Source organism: Streptomyces niveiscabiei (assembly GCF_033794345.1).
GTDB classification, from domain to species: Bacteria; Actinomycetota; Actinomycetes; order Streptomycetales; family Streptomycetaceae; genus Streptomyces; species Streptomyces niveiscabiei.
On the sequence record NZ_JARAYJ010000003.1, the window covers coordinates 114,590 to 133,170 of the forward strand.

Genomic DNA, 18,581 nt, shown 5'->3' on the forward strand with positions numbered 1-18,581 from the left:
GGTTGTGCTCGACGCGGAGCGGGTCGGGTGGGTGTGCGGCGCATCGCCGGACCGGCTTGCCGAGAACGGGCGGGCCCCCGCCGTGGAGGCGCGGCGGGGGCCCGCCCGTCCTGGTTCCGGGGGTACGGCGTACGAGGCGTGCGGCGCACGGCAGTTGACGGTCCCTCAGGTCGCCCGGTGGGACGTCGGGGTCGCCGGTTCCACCAGCGGAGTACGGGCCGGGCGGGTCACGTCCGCCACCAGCTCCACCACATCGGGGCCGTACGCCTGGGAGTTGACGACCTTCAGGAGCAGCGCGAAGGAGTCCGCGCCGTACTTGCGGGCCAGGCGCTCGTGATGGCGGGCCAAGTACCGCGTCGCCGCCTGGTTGTTGATCGCGCGCTGGCCGCAGAAGAGGAACACCGGCCGCGTGCCGCGCCGTTCACCGGTCGTGAGCCGGGCCAGCAGGACGTACTCCGTGATCCCCGGGTCCATGCGGTAGCGCTCGGTGCCGATCTGGAACGCCCCCCGGTCCGGGCCGGGTTCGGGGTCGATGTTCACCCGGAAGCCGGGCAGCATCGCCGACATGTGCGCGAGCATCCGCCGATTCGAACTCGGTCCGCCGACGCAGAACTCCGTACGCTCACCGAAGCCTTGCTGCACCCCGTCCTGCGTGACCATCTGCACATTCGCCCCGCAGTCCTTGATGAGCGCGGCCAGTTCGAGGAGGGCGAACACGTCGAAGCGGTGCACGGCGGGCTCGGAGGTCGCCGGGTCGCGGTTGACGACGAGCAGCGACTCGGAGTTCTCCGGCAGCCCGAAGAACGCCTGTTTGCGGCGGAGCCGGCGCCTCCACAGGTACGTCCGCGCCAGCCAGCCGAGCCCGGCACTGATACCGGCGGCCAGCACGCCGAGGACGATGTTGCGCACGTCGTCGTTCATGGGCGCGCATGCTAGCGGCCGAACACACCTGGGGCGTACCCGTGTTCGAGGTGTGGCAGTCGTATGACAGTGCCCTGAATGCCCCTGTCGGAGACGGGGCAGTGTGGCTACAGTGCGCGGACGGTCCTTGACTGGAGGTACATGCGGATGGCCCTGCGTCGCCCTGTGGCACGGAAACTGACGGTCCTGGCGGTCTCTGCCGCCGTGGTCTCGGTGGGTGCCGCCGCGCCACCGACCGCCTCGTCGACATCCCTACCGAAGAAGGCGGTTGAGAAGGTTCCCGTCGCCGTCGGGTACGGCGGCGCCGTCTCCAGCGTCGACGCGGACGCCTCCGCCGCCGGCATCGAGGTGCTGCGCAAGGGCGGCAACGCGGTCGACGCGGCCGTCGCGACCGCCGCCGCGCTCGGCGTCACCGAGCCCTACTCGGCGGGCGTCGGAGGAGGCGGCTACTTCGTCTACTACGACGCCAAGTCCCGTACTGTGCGCACGATCGACGGCCGCGAGACGGCCCCGCTGAGCGCCGACGCGAATCTGTTCACCGAGAACGGGCAGCCCCTCGCCTTCGCCGACGCCGTCAGCAGCGGCCTCAGCGTCGGCACCCCCGGCACCCCCGCCACCTGGGCGAGCGCCCTCGCCAAGTGGGGGACGAAGAGCCTGAGTTCGGTGCTGAAGCCGGCCGAGCGGCTCGCCCGTGACGGGTTCACCGTCGACGACACGTTCCGCTCGCAGACCGCCGCCAACGAGACCCGGTTCCGCTACTTCCCCGACACGGCGAAGCTGTTCCTGCCGAACGGCCAGCTCCCGGTGGTCGGTTCGACCCTCAAGAACCCCGACCTCGCCCGTACGTACGCGGAGTTGGGCAGGAAGGGCGTCTCCGCGGTCTACCGGGGCGACATCGGCAAGGACATCGTCAAGACGGTCAACAAACCGCCGGTGGACCCGGGTTCGGGGTGGAACGCCCGGCCGGGCAAGCTCTCCGCCGCCGACCTCGCCGCCTACCGCGCCAAGTTCCAGGCGCCCACGAAGACTTCGTACCGAGGACTCGGCGTCTACTCGATCGCGCCGTCCTCCTCCGGCGGCACGACCGTCGGCGAGGCCCTCAACATCCTGGAGAAGACGGACCTTTCGAAGGCCACCGAGGTCCAGTACCTGCACCGCTACATCGAGGCCAGCCGGATCGCGTTCGCCGACCGGGGCCGCTGGGTCGGCGACCCGGCCTTCGAGAACGTCCCCACGAAGGAACTCCTCTCGCAGAGGTACGCCGACTCGCGGGCCTGCCTCATCAAGGACGACGCCGTCCTCACCAGCCCCGTCGCCCCCGGCGACCCGCGCAACCCGGCGGCCTGCGACGCGAGCGGGACGCCGGCGCCGACGACGTACGAGGGCGACAGCACCACGCACCTCACGGTCGCCGACAAGTGGGGCAACGTCGTCGCCTACACGCTCACCATCGAGCAGACCGGCGGCAGCGCGATCACCGTCCCCGGCCGGGGATTCATCCTCAACAACGAGCTGACGGACTTCTCGTTCGCGCCCGCCAGCCCCGCGGTGCACGACCCGAACCTGCCCGGCCCCGGCAAGCGTCCCCGGTCGTCGATCTCGCCGACCATCGTGCTCGACAAGGCCAACAAGCCGGTGGTGGCGCTCGGTTCGCCCGGCGGGGCGACCATCATCACGACCGTCCTCCAGGTGCTGACCGAATTCGTGGACCGGAAGCTGCCGTTGGTCGACGCGATCGCCGCGCCGCGCGCCAGCCAGCGCAACCAGACGACCACCGAACTCGAACCGGCGCTCTACAACGGTGAGTTGAGGACCCGGCTGGAGGCGATCGGGCATGGGTTCCGGCTCAACCCCGAGATCGGCGCCGCAACTGCCGTACAGCGGCTGCCCGGTGGGAAGTGGGTGGCCGCCGCCGAGACCGTACGGCGCGGTGGCGGGTCGGCGCAGGTGGTGTATCCGGCGCGCTAGAGACGGCGTACGGAACGCGGAAGGCGACGGGCGGCTCACCCAACTCCGGGTGGGCCGCCCGTCGTTCACCGGCTCATGCGTGGGACCGTCGTTCAGTGGTCCCGGGCCGTCAGGATGCGCGGGCCGTCGTCCGTGATCGCGACCGAGTGCTCGACGTGCGCCGCGCGGGAACCGTCGTTCGTGCGCAGCGTCCACCCGTCGGGCGCCTCGTGGTAGCCGTCGCGACCGCTCGCGATGAGCATCGGCTCGATCGCCAGGGCCATGCCCCGGCGCAGCAGCATGCCCCGGTGGGGGCGGCCCTCGTTGGGGACCGGCGGGTCCTCGTGCATCCGGCGGCCGATGCCGTGGCCGCCGAAGCCCTGCGGGATGCCGTAGCCGCCGTCCCGGCAGACCTGGCCGATCGCGTGCGCGATGTCGCCGATGCGGTTGCCGACCGTCGCGGCGGCGATCCCGGCGGCCAGGGCGCGTTCGGCCGTCTCGATCAGGCGGACGTCGTCCGGGCGCGGGGTGCCGACGGTGAAGCTGATCGCCGAATCGCCCGCCCAGCCGTCGAGTTGGGCTCCGCAGTCGATGGAGACCAGATCGCCGTCGCGCAGCTTCTGGCGGGTCGGGATGCCGTGCACGATCGAGTCGTTCACCGAGGCGCAGATGACGGCCGGGAACGGCGTCGGCGCGAAGGACGGGCGGTAGCCGAGGAACGGCGAGTCCGCGCCCGCGTCCCGCAGCACCCCGCGCGCCACCTCGTCCAGCTCCAGCAGGGAAACGCCCACGTCAGCGGCTTCCCGTACGGCAGTGAGGGCGCGGGCGACGACCTGGCCGGCCCGGTGCATCTCGTCGATCGACGTGTCTGTCTTCAGCTCCACCATGCCAATTACTATACCGGTATTAGAATGGGGGCATGGTGCGCACCCCCTTGACCCCAGAAGAACGTGAACGCGGCGAGCGGCTCGGCCGGTTGCTGCGCGAGGCCCGTGGCGAGCGGAGCATGGCGGAGGTCGCGGCGCGGGCCGGGATCTCGGCGGAGACGCTGCGCAAGATCGAGACGGGCAGAGCGCCGACGCCCGCGTTCTTCACGGTCGCCGCGCTGGTCGGCGTACTCGGGCTGTCCATGGACGAGTTGGCGGCGCGATGCGTTCTGGCGGGGGTGGTCTGAGGCGCTCCGCGCGAGCGCCCTTTCCGCGAACTCCCTTTGCGCATAAGCCCCTTGGGTGAACTCCCGCCGACGGGACCGTCAAGATCTCGCCATGTTGTCTTCGCGGCCCCTTCGCAAACTGGTCGTAGCCGCGCTGTAACACGGCTGGTGTTTTCTGGCCAGTCCGAGTGGAGCGGGCTGGCGGGAGTTCGGAGATGACTGTGGAACAACTCCCGGCGCAGGTGCGGGAGTTCGTGAGCTGCCTCGACGCTCTTCTGGGGCGCCTCGACCAGGGCGGCGGCTGGTGCGCCGTGTTCTGGCAGCGCGACCCCGACGGTATGCGGGCCTGTCTCGACGGGACCGAGATGCCGCCCTGGGACGTCGTGGAGGCGCTCCTCCAGGACCTGGCATCCGCATACGGCCCGGCCGTCGCCGAACGGGAGGCGCGGCAGGTCCGCGCCCTGCACGCCGCCGCCCTGCGCGCCCACGACTCCCGGCCCGGCGCCCGCGACGCCCTCGGTGACCGGCTCGACGTCATGCTCCGCGAGCAGCGGTACGCCGTCGAGCGGCAGGCGGAGTTGGGGCGGCAGCTGTCCGCCGCCGTGACGCGGGAACAGGCCGACGGGATCCGGCTGGACCTGGCCTGGGCCCATGACGACCACGAGCGGGCGACCGCGCGCTGCGCCGAACTACGGGCCAGGATGGCGGAGTTGGACCGGCTGGGGGGCGGGTTCCCCGAGGCGGGCGCCCGGCGGGCGGGGACGTTGGGGCGGGACGTGAAAGGGCGGCTTCGGGGGTTCGGGGGGAGCGAAGGGGAGTCCGAGGGGGCGGAGGCTGAGTCCGGTGGGCGTGCGGGGGGTCCGGTGGGGGGCGGGTGGGCGTCTGGTGATGGTGGAGGTGGGGCGCGAGGGGGCGGGTGGGCGGTGGGTGGCGCTGGAGGCGGGGCGGGGAGGAGCGAGTGGGCGGCGGGTGGCGTTGAAGGTGGGGCGCGGGGAGTCGGGAGGGGCTCCGGTGAGGCGGAAGGCGCGTCGCCGGGGGACGGGCGGGGCTCGGGTGGTGGGGAGGGTGCGGTGGGTGGTGCGGTCGGGTCCGTGCCGGGCGAGGGCGGGAGCGGTGACGCGGGGGTGCGGGGCGGGCGCGGCGGCGCCGGAGAGGTGCCCGGGGTGACTCCGGCCGCCGTGCCCAAGCAGCGCAAGCGGCGGCGGGGGAGTGCGCGGTTCGCCGGGGTCGTCGAGGAGGAGGGGGCCGCCGTCGTCGTACCGGAGGAGGCGGTGGGTGTCGTACCCGAGGGGGACGGGGGGAGGGGGCCGCGCGGGGCGCGGTTCGCGGGGGCCGGTGGGCGTAAGACCGTAGCCCCGGTGCGGACGGAGCCCGTCGTCGCGCCGGACGCCGCCGCCCGGCAGGAGACCGCCGAGGTCGTACGGCGACTGGTCGCCCTGCGGGGGGAGGGGCGCAGCGGGGAGGCGCACGCGCTGCTGGTCGAGCTGGCGTCCTGGCCCGCCGTACGGATTCCGCTGGTCGCCGGGGAGCTCCAGCGCGCCGGGCTGGGCGCCGACTGGTCGACGCTGCTGTGGGAGGCGGCCTCGCTGCCCGCCGAACGCCTCGTAGAGGCGGCGGACGCGCTCACTGGTGCGGGGCGGGCCGGCGACGGGGAGCAGATCCTGCGGCAAGGGGTCGCGCGGCCCGCCGAGGAGATCGGCGAGGCTGTGCTGGGGCTCGCCGGGGACGGGCGGCGGCGTGAGGTGCGGGCGCTGCTCGACGCGTACGTGCGGGTGCGGGCGCCGGAGGAGGCGGCGCGGAGCGTCGCGCCGGATCCGCGGACGCTGGTGCCGTTGCTGGTGGAGGCCGCGCGGGGGGTGTCGGAGGAGCGGTACTGGGATGTGGTGCACGCGCTGCGGGTGGCGGGGTTCACGGCGTGAGGGGGCGGGGGGCTTCGGGTGTACCCGGGTAGTACCTCGGGGGGAGCGGGCGGTGCCGGGCGAGGGGGGGTGTACCCGTGTAGTACTCCCGGGTGAGGGAGCGGTGCTGGACGCGAGCGGGTCGTACCCGGGTAGTACCTCAGGGTGAGCGGGCGGCGCAGGGCGCGAGCGGGTCGTACCCGGGTAATACCCCGGAGTGAGCAGGCGACGCCGGTCGCGGCCCCGGTGTACCCGGGTAGTACCCCGGAGCGGCCCGGCGGCGCCGGTCGCGAGCCCGGCGTACCCGGGTAGTACCCCCGCCCGAGCCGCCGCCCCGCCCCGCATTGCTCCGATCGGCCCCGCCCCACCCCCCACCGGAGTGTGAAACGCGATCGACTCCCCGGGTTAACGGCCGTGGTCTTGGCAAGGGCGTCGCGGAGGCTTACGTTCGTGCCTCTATGGCCCGCTTTCTACGGGCGTAGAGGCTCTGACGTCCCGTCGAAGGAGCAGCTCATGGCCGATGTCGTACGTGCCGCACTGGTCCAGGCCACCTGGACCGGCGATACGGAGTCCATGGTGGCGAAACACGAGGAGTACGCCCGCGAGGCGGCCCGGCAGGGTGCGCGGGTGATCGGCTTCCAGGAGGTGTTCAACGCGCCGTACTTCTGCCAGGTGCAGGAGCCGGAGCACTACCGCTGGGCCGAGCCGGTGCCGGACGGGCCGACGGTGAGCCGGATGCGGGAACTGGCGCGCGAGACGGGCATGGTGATCGTCGTCCCGGTGTTCGAGGTCGAAGGAACCGGTTTCTACTACAACACCGCCGCCGTGATCGACGCCGACGGGACCTACCTCGGGAAGTACCGCAAGCACCACATCCCGCAGGTCAAGGGGTTCTGGGAGAAGTACTACTTCCGGCCGGGCAACGCGGGCTGGCCGGTCTTCGACACGGCGGTCGGAAAGGTCGGCGTATACATCTGCTACGACCGCCACTTCCCGGAGGGCTGGCGGCAACTGGGCCTCAACGGCGCCCAGTTGGTCTACAACCCGTCGGCGACCTCGCGCGGACTCTCCGCGTACCTCTGGCAGTTGGAGCAGCCGGCGGCGGCCGTCGCGAACGAGTACTTCGTCGCGGCGATCAACCGGGTGGGCCGCGAGGAGTACGGCGAGAACGACTTCTACGGGACGTCTTACTTCGTCGATCCGCGGGGACAGTTCGTGGGAGGGACCGCGAGCGACAAGGACGAGGAACTCGTCGTCCGCGACCTCGACTTCGACCTGATCGAGGACGTACGGCAGCAGTGGGCCTTCTACCGCGACCGCCGTCCCGACGCCTACGAAGGACTGGTGAAGCCGTGAGCGACCTGTACGCCCGCCACCGAGCCGTCATGCCGGACTGGCTCGCGCTGTACTACGAGGAGCCGCTGGAGATCACGCACGGCGAGGGCCGGTACGTGTGGAGCGCCGACGGCACCAGGTACCTGGACTTCTTCGGCGGCATCCTCACCACGATGACCGCGCACGCCCTGCCCGAGGTGACGAAGGCGGTGAGCGACCAGGCCGGGCGGATCATCCACTCGTCCACCCTGTACCTGAACCGCCCGATGGTCGAACTCGCCGAGCGCATCGGCCAGTTGTCGGGCATCCCGGACGCCCGTGTCTTCTTCACGACCTCCGGCACCGAGGCCAACGACACCGCGCTGCTGCTCGCGACGGCGTACCGGCGCAGCAACACCGTGCTCGCGATGCGCAACAGCTACCACGGCCGCTCGTTCAGCACGGTCGGCATCACCGGCAACAAGGGCTGGTCCCCGACCTCCCTGTCCCCGCTCCAGACGCTGTACGTGCACGGCGGCGTCCGCACCCGGGGCCCCTACGCGCACCTGGACGACGAGGCGTTCACCGCGGCCTGCGTCGACGACCTGAAGGACCTCCTCGGCCACACCCGCCCGCCCGCCGCGCTGATCGCCGAACCGATCCAGGGCGTCGGCGGGTTCACCTCCCCGCCGGACGGCCTGTACGCGGCGTTCCGCGAAGTCCTGCGCGAGCGCGGTATTTTGTGGATCGCCGACGAGGTGCAGACCGGGTGGGGCCGCACCGGCGACCACTTCTGGGGCTGGCAGGCGCACGCCCGCAGCGGGCCGCCGGACATCGTCACCTTCGCCAAGGGCATCGGCAACGGCACGTCGATCGGCGGAGTCATCGCCCGCGCCGAGATCATGAACTGCCTGGACTCCAACAGCATTTCGACGTTCGGCGGCACCCAGCTCACCATGGCCGCCGGGCTCGCCAACCTCACCTACCTGCTGGAGCACGACCTCCAGGGCAACGCCCGCCGCGTCGGCGGCCTCCTCCTCGAACGGCTGCGCGCCGCCGCCGCGTTGGACCCCGGCGTCCGTGAAGTACGCGGCCGGGGGCTGATGATCGGCGTCGAACTCGTCAAACCCGGCACGGACGACGCCGACTTGGACCGTGCCGCCGCCGTCCTGGAGGCGGCCCGCGCGGGCGGACTGCTCATCGGCAAGGGCGGCGGGCACGCCACCAGCGCGCTGCGCGTCGCACCGCCGCTCACCCTGACCGTCGCGGAGGCCGAGGAAGGCGCCGCGATCCTCGACAGCGCTCTCAGGAGTACGCGGTAACGAAGGAACGACGCCATGACCACCACCTTGGAACCAGCCCTGTCGGTCCGTCAGGTCCTCTCCCTGGAACGGGTGCTGGCCGGCGAGCCCGAGGTGGTGGCCGGCGCCGGACAGCTCGACCGGCCGGTGCGCTGGGTGCACGTCGCCGAGGCACCCGACGTCGGCGTGATGCTCAGCGGCGGCGAAATGGTCCTCACCACCGGGGTGTTGCTCGCCGGTGACGACAGCGCGCAGGCCGAGTACATCCACTCCCTGTACCGCGCGGAGGCCGCGGCCGTCGTCCTCGGGCTCGGCCGCGCCTTCCCCACCCCGCCGGACGCGATGCGCAGGGCCGCCGAACGCTGCGGCCTGCCCCTCGTCGTCCTCCACCGGCCCTTCCCCTTCGCGGAGTTGACTGAAGAGGTCCAATCCCGGTTGGTCCGGCGGAAGTTCGCCGCCGTCAGCCTCTCGGAGGCCGTCCGTACCGCGCTGACCGGCCTCATCACCGCGGGCGCCCCGCTGCAACGGCTCCTCGACGAGGTCGCCCAGCACAGCGGCTGCCCCGTCGTCGTCACCAACCTCGCCCACCGCGTCCTCGCCACCGCCGGTGAACGCCCCGCCGTGGACGACGTGTTGCGCGACTGGGAACGCATCGCCCGGCAGGCCGGCGGCCGGGAGGGCGACGGCTGGATCCGCGCCGAACTCGGCGGCCGGGGCGAACGCTGGGGACAGATCGTGCTGTGCGGCTACCGGGGCGACACCGCGGGCGGACGGCTCCTCGCCGACCGGGCCGCCGAGGCCCTCGTCCTGCACCGCATGCTGGGCGCCGCCCCCACCTGGGAGGAGCAGTCCGCGCAGAGCCTGCTCACCGACCTCGTCTCCGGCGTCGTACCGGCCCGCCAGCTCCTGCCCAGGGCACGGGCCGCCGGGCTGCCGGTGAACCGGCGGACCTTCGTCCCGCTCGTCGTGCGCGACCGCGGCCCCGGTGAACTGGAGCGCACGCTACGGCTGTTGGGGCTGCCCGGGCTCGTCGCCGAACTCGCCGGCGGGCTCACCGCCGTCCTGCTCAGCCTCGCCCGCGACCAGGACGCCGACGCGCTCGCCGCGCACTTCGCCGCCCGCCTCGGCGCGGCCGTCGTCGCCTCCGCCGGGCCGCGCGGCAGCTGGGAGGACGTCCCGGCGGGGCTGCGCGAGGCACGGCACGTCGCCGACGCCGTCGACGGCGCGGGCGACGCCCTCGACCTCCCCGGCGTCGTACGCCTGCGCGACGTCCATCTGCGGGGACTGATCCGGCTGTTGCGCGACGACCCCCACGTACAGGCCTTCGCGGAACGGGAGTTGGACGGGCTGCTGGGCGCCACCGACGACGACCTGCTGGCCGTGCTGCGCACCTATCTCGCCACCGGCCGCAACAAGTCGCGCACCGCCCAGCTCCACCACGTCTCCCGGCCCGCCCTCTACCGCCGCCTGGAGGCGATACAGATCCGCCTCGGCGTCGACCTGGACGACTTCGAACAGGCGGCGTCCGTGCACATCGCACTCCTCGCGCACGACGCGCAACAGCGCTGAAACACGGAACGACCTGCGAAAACGGCGGTGAAACATGGGCCGAGGAGAGCGTGACACGGTGACACGCCAGACGCCCGCAGACGTGACACGCTGCACCTCAATCAGAGCTCCCGGGCTTCCTAGGCTCCTCGCACACCGAGCGACCGGAGGTCCCGATGAGCAGAGTGATCCGTGCCGCGATCTTCCAGACCGCCTGGACCGGCGACAAGGAGTCGATGATCCGGGTGCACGAGCAGGCGGTGCGCGACGCCGCCGCGCAGGGCGCCCAAGTCCTGTGCTTCCAGGAGCTGTTCTACGGGCCGTACTTCTGCCAGGTGCAGGACCCCGCGTTCTACGAGTACGCCGAGCAGATCCCCGACGGGCCGATCGTCCAGCGGTTCCAGGCACTCGCCGAGGAGCACGGCATCGTCCTCGTGCTGCCCATGTACGAGGAGGAACAGCCCGGCGTCCTCTACAACACCGCCGCCGTCATCGACGCGGACGGCTCCTACCTCGGCAAGTACCGCAAGCACCACATCCCCCAAGTCAAGGGATTCTGGGAGAAGTTCTACTTCCGTCCCGGCAACGCGGGCTGGCCGGTCTTCGACACGAAGGCCGGGAGGATCGGCGTCTACATCTGCTACGACCGCCACTTCCCCGAAGGCTGGCGGGCGTTGGGGCTCGCGGGCGCCGAGATCGTCTTCAACCCGTCGGCGACCTCGCGCGGACTCTCCGCCTACCTCTGGCAGTTGGAGCAGCCGGCGGCGGCCGTCGCCAACGAGTACTTCATCGGCGCCATCAACCGGGTCGGCGTCGAGGAGCTGGGCGACAACGACTTCTACGGCACCTCCTACTTCGTGGACCCGGAAGCCCAGTTCGTCGGCGAGGTCGCGAGCGACAAGGAGACCGAACTCGTCGTCCGCGACCTCGACTTGGCGAAACTGCGCGAGGTCCGCGACCGCTGGCAGTTCTACCGCGACCGCCGCACCGACGCCTACGGCCCGCTGACCGCTCCCTGACCGGCGCCGCGCGCGGGCCCGGTGCCACGGGGGCCGGGCCCGCGCGCGACACGACCGGAAACCGTTTGTGAGACTGGAGTTGGGAGCACATGAGCAGTCGTACCGTCATCCGCGGCGGTCTCGTCGTCACCGCGTCCGACGAGATCCACGCCGACGTCCTGATCGAGGACGGCCGGATCGCCGCCCTCGCCGCCACCGGCACCCCGTCGGCCGAGGCGTGGACGGCCGAACGGGTCCTGGACGCGACCGGAAAGTACGTCATCCCAGGGGGAGTTGACGCACACACCCACATGGAGCTGCCGTTCGGCGGCACCTTCGCCTCCGACACCTTCGAGACCGGCACCCGCGCCGCCGCCTGGGGCGGTACGACGACCATCGTCGACTTCGCCGTGCAGAGCGTCGGCCACACCCTGCGCGAGGGCCTCGACGCCTGGCACGCCAAGGCCGAGGGCAACTGCGCGATCGACTACGCCTTCCACATGATCGTCTCCGACGTCCACGACGAGACGCTCAAGGAGATGGACCTCCTCGTCGAGGAAGGCGTCACCTCCTTCAAGCAGTTCATGGCCTACCCCGGCGTCTTCTACAGCGACGACGGCCAGATCCTGCGCGCCATGCAGCGCTCCGCCGAGAACGGCGGGCTGATCATGATGCACGCCGAGAACGGCATCGCCATCGACGTCCTCGTCCAACAGGCCCTGGAACGCGGGGAGACGGACCCCCGCTACCACGGCGAGGTCCGCAAGGCGCTCCTCGAAGCCGAGGCCACCCACCGCGCGATCAGGCTCGCGCAGGTCGCCGGAGCCCCGCTGTACGTCGTGCACGTCTCGGCCATGGAGGCAGTGGCCGAGCTGGCACGGGCGCGCGACGAAGGGCTCAACGTCTTCGGCGAGACCTGCCCGCAGTACCTGTTCCTGTCGACCGACAACCTCGCCGAACCGGACTTCGAAGGCGCGAAGTACGTGTGCAGCACGCCACTTCGTCCCCGCGAGCACCAGGCGAAGCTGTGGCAGGGGCTGCGCACCAACGACCTCCAGGTCGTCTCCACCGACCACTGCCCCTTCTGCTTCGCCGGCCAGAAAGAGCTGGGGCGCGGGGACTTCTCGAAGATCCCCAACGGCCTCCCGGGCGTCGAGAACCGAATGGACCTGCTGCACCAGGCAGTTGTGGACGGACACATCTCGCGCCGCCGCTGGATCGAGATCGCCTGTGCCACCCCGGCCCGCATGTTCGGCCTCTACCCGAAGAAGGGCACCATCGCCCCCGGCGCCGACGCCGACGTCGTCATCTACGACCCGCACGCCGAGCAGATCGTCTCCGCCGAGACCCACCACATGAACGTCGACTACTCGGCGTACGAGGGCAAGCGGCTCACCGGACGCGTCGAGACCGTGCTCTCGCGCGGCGAACTCGTCATCACCGAGCGGGAGTTCACCGGACGCGCCGGACACGGCGTCTACACCCCGCGCTCCACCTGTCAGTACCTCATCTAGGGAGTGGCGCCCATGGACTTCGGACTTGTCCTCCAGACCGACCCGCCCGCCTCGCGCGTCATCGAGCTGATGAAGCGGGCCGAGGAGAACGGCTTCACGTACGGCTGGACCTTCGACTCCGCCGTGCTGTGGCAGGAACCGTTCGTGATCTACAGTCAGATCCTGTCCCAGACCTCGACGTTGACGGTCGGGCCGATGGTCACCAACCCCGGCACCCGCACCTGGGAGGTCACCGCCTCCACCTTCGCCACCCTCAACGACATGTTCGGCAACCGCACCGTCTGCGGCATCGGGCGCGGCGACTCCGCGATGCGCGTCGCCGGGCGAACTCCCAACACGCTGGCCCGGATCAGCGACGCGATGAAGGTCATCCGCGCGCTCGGCTCCGGCCAGGAGGCGGACCTCGGCGGCGGTACCGTCGTCAAGTTCCCCTGGATCAAGGAGGGCGCCAGGCTCCCGGTCTGGATGGCCGCGTACGGGCCCAAGGCCCTCAAGATGACCGGCGAGGAGGCCGACGGGTTCATCCTCCAGCTCGCCGACCTCTACCTCACCGAGTACATGGTGAAGGCCGTCAAGGACGCCGCCGTCGCCGCCGGACGCGACCCCGACGCCGTCAAGATCTGCGTCGCCGCACCCGCGTACGTCACCGCCGACGACTCGCCCGAGGCCCTCGCCCACGCGCGCGAACAGTGCCGCTGGTTCGGCGGGATGGTCGGCAACCACGTCGCCGACCTCGTCTCCAAGTACGGCGAGCACTCCTCCCAAATCCCGGAAGAACTCACCGAGTACATCAAGGCCCGCCAGGGCTACGACTACTCGCACCACGGCCGCAGCGGCAACCCCGACACCCAGTTCGTCCCGGACGAGATCGTCGACCGCTTCTGCGTCATCGGCACTCCCGAACAGCACGTCGAGAAGCTGAACGCGCTACGGGCCCTGGGCGTCGACCAGTTCGCCGTCTACGACATGCACGACGCGCAGGAAGCGGTCATCGACGCGTACGGCACGACGGTGATCCCGGCCGTCAACGGCTGAGCGACACAGGCCAGTTGGTCTCCCCTCTCCCGGCCTCGCACCGGGGGAGGGACAGGGCGCACCCCCACGCGCACTCCCCACGCGCACCCCCGCACCCTCACGCGCACCCCGAGGATCCGCCCGCACGGCCTCTCCCCTCCCCTCTCCCCGATTGGCCAAGCCCATGACCGACACCGCGTCCACCGCGCCGCCTCCGCCCTCCCAAGTCACCCTCGCCGACGGCCGGGTGGAGATCGCCCCCGGCGCCCCGCAGCCCAGCGGCCCCTACGCCAACGAGGACCTGCTCCCCGTCCCGGTCGAGAAGCGCACCTGGACGACGTACAACTTCTCCGCGCTGTGGGTCGGCATGGCCCACAACACCGCGTCCTGGACGCTCGCTTCGGGTCTCATCGCCGTCGGCATGGACTGGAAGCAGGCGGTGTTCACCATCGCGCTGGCCAACGTCATCGTGCTGGTGCCGATGCTGCTGACCGGGCACGCCGGGCCCAAGTACGGCATCCCGTTCCCCGTGTTCGCGCGCGCCTCGTTCGGTATCCGGGGCGCCAACCTCCCCGCTGTCGTACGGGCGTTGGTGGCGTGCGGCTGGTTCGGGATCCAGACCTGGATCGGCGGGGAGGCGATCTACTTCCTCGCCGGGAAGCTGATCGGCTCCGGGTGGAGCGACGCCGGGAAGGTCGGCGGGTACGCGTGGACGATGTGGCTGTCGTTCGCGATCTTCTGGGCGATCCAAGTCGCCATCATCTACCGGGGGATGGAGACGATCCGCCGGTTCGAGAACTGGGCGGCGCCGTTCGTCCTCGTCGGCGCGGTCGTCATGCTGATCTGGATGAGCAACAAGGCAGGAGGATTCGGCCCGTTGCTCGACCAGCCGTCCAAACTCGGCTGGGGCGGCGACTTCTGGAAGCTGTTCTGGCCCTCCCTGATGGGCATGATCGGCTTCTGGTCGACACTGTCGCTGAACATCCCCGACTTCACCCGCTACGGCAAGTCCCAGAAGGCGCAGACCTGGGGGCAGGCGCTCGGCCTGCCGACCACGATGACGCTGTTCGCGCTGCTGTCCGTGATGGTCACCTCAGGCTCGCAGGCCGTCTACGGCGAGACGATCTGGGACCCGGTCCAGCTCGCCGCGAAGACCGACAACGTCTTCGGACTGCTGTTCGCGCTGGTGACGGTCCTCGTCGCGACGCTCTCCGTCAACATCGCCGCGAACCTGGTCTCCCCGGCCTTCGACTTCTCCAACATCGCGCCCAGGAAGATCAGTTTCCGCACCGGCGCGCTCGCGACCTGCGTCCTCGGCGTGCTGATCTTCCCCTGGAAGCTGTACTCCGACCCGCAGGGCTACATCTTCACCTGGCTCGGTCTCGTCGGCGGCCTCCTCGGCACCGTCGCCGGCATCCTCATCGCCGACTACTGGATCCTGCGGCGCGGCAAGCTCGACCTCGTCGACCTGTACCGCACAGGTGGCCGCTACTGGTACGAGAACGGCTGGAACTGGCGTGCCGTCGTCGCGTTCCTCGCCGGCGGCGTCCTCGCGGTGGGCGGCGCGAGCTTCAAGCCGATCATCGACGGCCGCCCGATCCCGGCGCTGAAGTCCCTCGCGGACTACGGCTGGGCGGTGGGCCTGGGGACGTCGATGGTGGTGTACCTGGGGTTGATGGTGCTACGCGGGAAGGACGAGAGGGACAAGGCGGACGCCTGAGGCCGCGAGCGGGGTGATACCCCTCACCCCGCCGTACCCCCCTTGTCACCCCGCCGTACCCCCCTTGTCATCCCGCCGTACTCCTCGTCACCCCGTAGTACCCCCCTGCAACGCCCCCATCGCCTCCTTCGCCGCCTTGATCGCCCCCGTGTTGATCGTGCTCGTGTCCGGCGCCTTCCTCGTCTCGAAGTCGCTGCCGTTGTACGTCACGATGACGATCGCGTTGGACACCCGGGCGAACACGACGCCCTCCCGGGTCTGCTGCTTGTCCTCGGTCGTGAGGTTGACGACGGAGTACGCCTCCTGGCCGAGCCCCGGCACCGGCCCGCCGCCGCTCTTCTCGCCGACCCGCGCCTTGTACGACTTGAGAGCCGCGTCCTCGGTGTCCATGATCTCGAAGGACACGTCCAGCCAGCGGTAGTCGAACCCCTTGAGCGCGTTCCAGGAACAGGTCCGGCGGACCTTCGTGTCCGTGGACGGGATCTCCTTGCCCGCCGTCTTCGCGCCCGGCACCAGCGAGGTGAGCGTCTTCGCGGAGACGCTGCCGCACGGCGCGGGCGCGGCGGCGTACGCCTTCGTCGCGGCCGGGGAGGACGGCGCGCCGTCCGTCTCCGACCGGGTCTGCCGGGTGCCGTCGCCCTGGGCCGCCGCGTCCTCGGGGGAGGCGGGTGAGGACGACAGGGCCCAGCCCGCGCAGGCGAGCACGACCACCGGGGACAGCCGCGCCGCGAGGGCGAGCGGCAGAGGAAGAGAACGCACAGGCGCACTTCTTTTGTGGGGGAGGGCACGGAGACCAGTCCGCACCGCGGACGACGGGACGCCAGTGTCACACGACTGACAGTGGTGCGGAAGCGCGAACTCGCTGCGTACCTGAGTGGTGACAGCGGCTCCGCGTTGACGAGGCGAACGTCCCTAAATGTGCCGCGCGGGGTGCGGTGAAAAGTGCAGGGCGGACTCGATCCGCTCCACCGCGAGGAACGCCCCGTACGCCACGAGACGCACCAGGTCCCCGTCCGTACGGCCCTCCTGCCGCCAGGCCGCGACGTCCTCGCCGGTGATCCGGTACGGCGCCCGCGCGGCCAGCAGCGCGAGGCGCGCGCCGGGCAGCTCGCGCCGGTGCGGGTAGCCCCGGAGTATGACGGGGGGATGCGCGCCGTCCCAGGCCGCGACCCCCTCCCGTACGAGGCGCAGCTCGTCCTCCCCGAGGAGTACGGCGCCCGCCGACGCGGCCGTGCGCAGCGCGTCGTACGCCGGACCCACCGCCGTCCCCGCCGCCCACACGGGGCCCTCGCCGGGCGCCTCTCCGGGTGTCTCGCCGGGTGTCTCCAGGAGCGGCAGGGAGGCACCGGGGACGGCCGTACGGCGGACCGCGCGGGACATCGAGCGGCCCGTGAGGGAGCGCACCGGGCGCAGGCGCTCGGCGCCCGCCGGGAGGAGGTTCTCGGTGAGCAGCGCCGAGACGAGACGGTTCACGAAGTGGAAGGCCAGGGCGGTGCCGAGGTAGCCGGGGAGATCCTCGCGCGCGAAGGGCAGCGGTCCGAGGTCCGCGCCCGGCACGCGCGTGCGGGCCGCCCAGTCGAGCACGCGCGCGTGCGGCTCGCTCTGTGGACGTTCACCCCGCGCGAGGCGTTCGGCCAGGGCGTGGTCACCCGTCGCGTGCAGCAGGACCGTGCGCGCGGACACGCAGAACGGGCACCTGTTCGCGAGCGACACACCGTACGCGGCGACCTCCTTGCCGGTGCGGTCGCCCGGGCCCGCGATCAGCGACTCCCGCAGCAACGCCCAGACGGGGACCATGAGTTCGGGCGCCGACGACAGGACCACGAAGGTGGGCGGGGCGGCGGTCCCGGCGTCGCGCGCGAGCTGCGCGTACACCTCGGCGACCCGGCCCTCGGCCTCTCTCGGCGACGGGGGAGCGGTGTGGCGGAAGGGAGTGGACATGGACGCCAGCCTGGCGGCGGGGGCGCGCGAAAGCGTCGTCCCGGTGCAGCGGTTGTGGCGCACGCCTCCAGCAGGTGCCGCGCGGCCCGACTACTGCGACGGGAGTAGTGCGCGAGCCGTCCACAGGTCTGACGCCGATGTCGGTGGCGGCGTCTAGGGTGCGGGCATGGACGGGCGAACGGACGTGCGGACGCGGCTCGCCGACGCGGCACTCGCGGCCGTGATCGGCGCGATCGTGGTGACCGCCGCCGCCCTCGACGCGGACACGCGCCCCGCCGACCTCCCGCTGATCCTCGCCGGGCCGCTCGCCCTCACCGTCCACCGGCGCGCCCCGCGCGCGGCCCTCGCCGTCGCGACCGTGACCGGCACGGCGTACGTCCTGCGCGCCGACCCCGGGCCCTGGGCCGCGCTGCCCGTCGTCGGCGCCGTGCACACCGCCGCGCGCGTGGGGCACCGAGGGCTCGCGCTCGGGGCGGGCGCGGTGTTCCTCGCCGGGTACGCGCTCCACCGGCCCGCCGCTGCCGTCCTGCTCGCCGGGTGGGTGCTGTGCGCGGCCGTCAGCGGGCTCGCCGACCGCAACCGGCGGGCGTACCTGCGCCAGACCGAGCAGCGCGCGCTGGACGCCGAACGCACCCGCGAGGAAGCCGCGTTGCGCCGGGCCGGCGAGGAACGGCTGCGCATCGCGCGCGAGCTGCACGACGCGCTGACCCACAGCGTCTCCGTCGTCAGGCTCCAGGCGGGCGTCGCCGCGCACCTCGCGCGCAAGCGCGGCGAAGAGGTCCCGCCCGCCCTCGTCGCCATCCAGGAGGCCAGCGGCGAGGCCCTGCGCGAACTGCGCGCCACCCTCGGCGTCCTGCGCACCGACGCGCCCACCGCCACCCCGGCCCTCCTCGTCGAACGCGCCCGCGAGGCCGGGCTCTCCGCGCGCCTCACGGTCACCGGCGAGGAGCGCGCCCTCGCCGTCCCCGTCGAACGCGCCGCCTGCCGCATCGTCCAGGAGGCCCTCACCAACGCCGCACGCCACGCGGGCGGGGCGACGGTCCAGGTACGGCTGGACTACGGGGAGCGGGCGCTGGTGATACGTGTGGACGACGACGGCTTGGCACATCCGTCGCGCCCGTCGCGTCCGGGTACGGGACTCACGGGGATGCGGGAGCGGGTCACGGCCCTGTGCGGCACCCTCGACGCGGCGCCGCGCGCGGAGGGCGGGTTCTCGGTACGGGCCGAGCTGCCGTTGGGGGACGGAGGCTGAGTATCCGTACTCAGGCGCCCGCGCGCCGCTTCCGGGAAGCTGGAGGCAAGGGACGGTCGG

At 71.8% G+C, this 18,581-nt stretch carries 15 protein-coding genes; 11 read left to right on the top strand and 4 right to left on the bottom strand.

Going from position 1 to position 18,581, the window contains the following annotated elements:
• Positions 1–165: 165 nt before the first annotated feature.
• Positions 166–921 carry a hypothetical protein gene (locus tag PV682_RS04940; protein ID WP_319724411.1) on the bottom strand — a complete coding sequence of 252 codons (756 nt, stop codon included), beginning with the start codon at positions 919–921 and terminating at the stop codon, positions 166–168.
• A 147-nt stretch (positions 922–1,068) separates the two neighbouring features.
• On the opposite strand from PV682_RS04940, the gene ggt reads away from it, so the two are divergent.
• Complete coding sequence (ggt, locus tag PV682_RS04945) at positions 1,069–2,889, top strand: gamma-glutamyltransferase (protein ID WP_319724413.1); 1,821 nt, start codon at positions 1,069–1,071, stop codon at positions 2,887–2,889.
• A 92-nt stretch (positions 2,890–2,981) separates the two neighbouring features.
• Here ggt and map read toward each other — a convergent pair whose 3' ends face one another.
• Positions 2,982–3,755 carry a type I methionyl aminopeptidase gene (gene map, locus PV682_RS04950; RefSeq protein ID WP_319724416.1) on the bottom strand — a complete coding sequence of 258 codons (774 nt, stop codon included), beginning with the start codon at positions 3,753–3,755 and terminating at the stop codon, positions 2,982–2,984.
• Positions 3,756–3,787: 32 nt separating this feature from the next.
• On the opposite strand from map, the gene PV682_RS04955 reads away from it, so the two are divergent.
• The 9 genes from PV682_RS04955 to PV682_RS04995 all read left to right on the top strand — a co-directional run bounded on the left by PV682_RS04955 (position 3,788) and on the right by PV682_RS04995 (position 15,328).
• Positions 3,788–4,042, top strand: a complete 255-nt coding sequence (locus PV682_RS04955; protein ID WP_319724418.1) for a helix-turn-helix domain-containing protein — start codon at positions 3,788–3,790, stop codon at positions 4,040–4,042.
• Positions 4,043–4,236: 194 nt separating this feature from the next.
• Positions 4,237–5,940 carry a hypothetical protein gene (locus PV682_RS04960; RefSeq protein WP_319724420.1) on the top strand — a complete coding sequence of 568 codons (1,704 nt, stop codon included), beginning with the start codon at positions 4,237–4,239 and terminating at the stop codon, positions 5,938–5,940.
• 492 nt (positions 5,941–6,432) lie between these two features.
• Entirely contained in the window at positions 6,433–7,275 is an 843-nt protein-coding gene (locus tag PV682_RS04965; protein WP_319724422.1) for a nitrilase-related carbon-nitrogen hydrolase, read from the top strand.
• A gap of 29 nt (positions 7,276–7,304) precedes the next feature.
• Positions 7,305–8,555 carry an aspartate aminotransferase family protein gene (locus PV682_RS04970; protein ID WP_407705609.1) on the top strand — a complete coding sequence of 417 codons (1,251 nt, stop codon included), beginning with the start codon at positions 7,305–7,307 and terminating at the stop codon, positions 8,553–8,555.
• Positions 8,556–8,570: 15 nt separating this feature from the next.
• Positions 8,571–10,103 carry a PucR family transcriptional regulator gene (locus PV682_RS04975; protein WP_319724425.1) on the top strand — a complete coding sequence of 511 codons (1,533 nt, stop codon included), beginning with the start codon at positions 8,571–8,573 and terminating at the stop codon, positions 10,101–10,103.
• Between the two features lie 155 nt (positions 10,104–10,258).
• A complete protein-coding gene (locus tag PV682_RS04980) occupies positions 10,259–11,101 on the top strand; it encodes a nitrilase-related carbon-nitrogen hydrolase (RefSeq protein ID WP_319724427.1) in 843 nt (280 codons plus the stop codon).
• An 89-nt stretch (positions 11,102–11,190) separates the two neighbouring features.
• Positions 11,191–12,594, top strand: coding sequence for a dihydropyrimidinase (hydA, locus tag PV682_RS04985; RefSeq protein WP_319724429.1), 1,404 nt, complete (start codon positions 11,191–11,193; stop codon positions 12,592–12,594).
• A 12-nt stretch (positions 12,595–12,606) separates the two neighbouring features.
• Positions 12,607–13,629 carry a TIGR03842 family LLM class F420-dependent oxidoreductase gene (locus PV682_RS04990; RefSeq protein WP_319724431.1) on the top strand — a complete coding sequence of 341 codons (1,023 nt, stop codon included), beginning with the start codon at positions 12,607–12,609 and terminating at the stop codon, positions 13,627–13,629.
• 163 nt (positions 13,630–13,792) lie between these two features.
• Positions 13,793–15,328 carry an NCS1 family nucleobase:cation symporter-1 gene (locus tag PV682_RS04995; RefSeq protein WP_319724433.1) on the top strand — a complete coding sequence of 512 codons (1,536 nt, stop codon included), beginning with the start codon at positions 13,793–13,795 and terminating at the stop codon, positions 15,326–15,328.
• Positions 15,329–15,415: 87 nt separating this feature from the next.
• Here PV682_RS04995 and PV682_RS05000 read toward each other — a convergent pair whose 3' ends face one another.
• Entirely contained in the window at positions 15,416–16,087 is a 672-nt protein-coding gene (locus PV682_RS05000) for a hypothetical protein (protein WP_319724435.1), read from the bottom strand.
• A gap of 153 nt (positions 16,088–16,240) precedes the next feature.
• Complete coding sequence (locus tag PV682_RS05005; RefSeq protein WP_319724437.1) at positions 16,241–17,269, bottom strand: carboxymuconolactone decarboxylase family protein; 1,029 nt, start codon at positions 17,267–17,269, stop codon at positions 16,241–16,243.
• A 166-nt stretch (positions 17,270–17,435) separates the two neighbouring features.
• Between PV682_RS05005 and PV682_RS05010 the strand changes: the two genes are divergently transcribed.
• Positions 17,436–18,521, top strand: a complete 1,086-nt coding sequence (locus PV682_RS05010; protein ID WP_319724439.1) for a sensor histidine kinase — start codon at positions 17,436–17,438, stop codon at positions 18,519–18,521.
• The last annotated feature ends 60 nt before the right edge of the window (positions 18,522–18,581 follow it).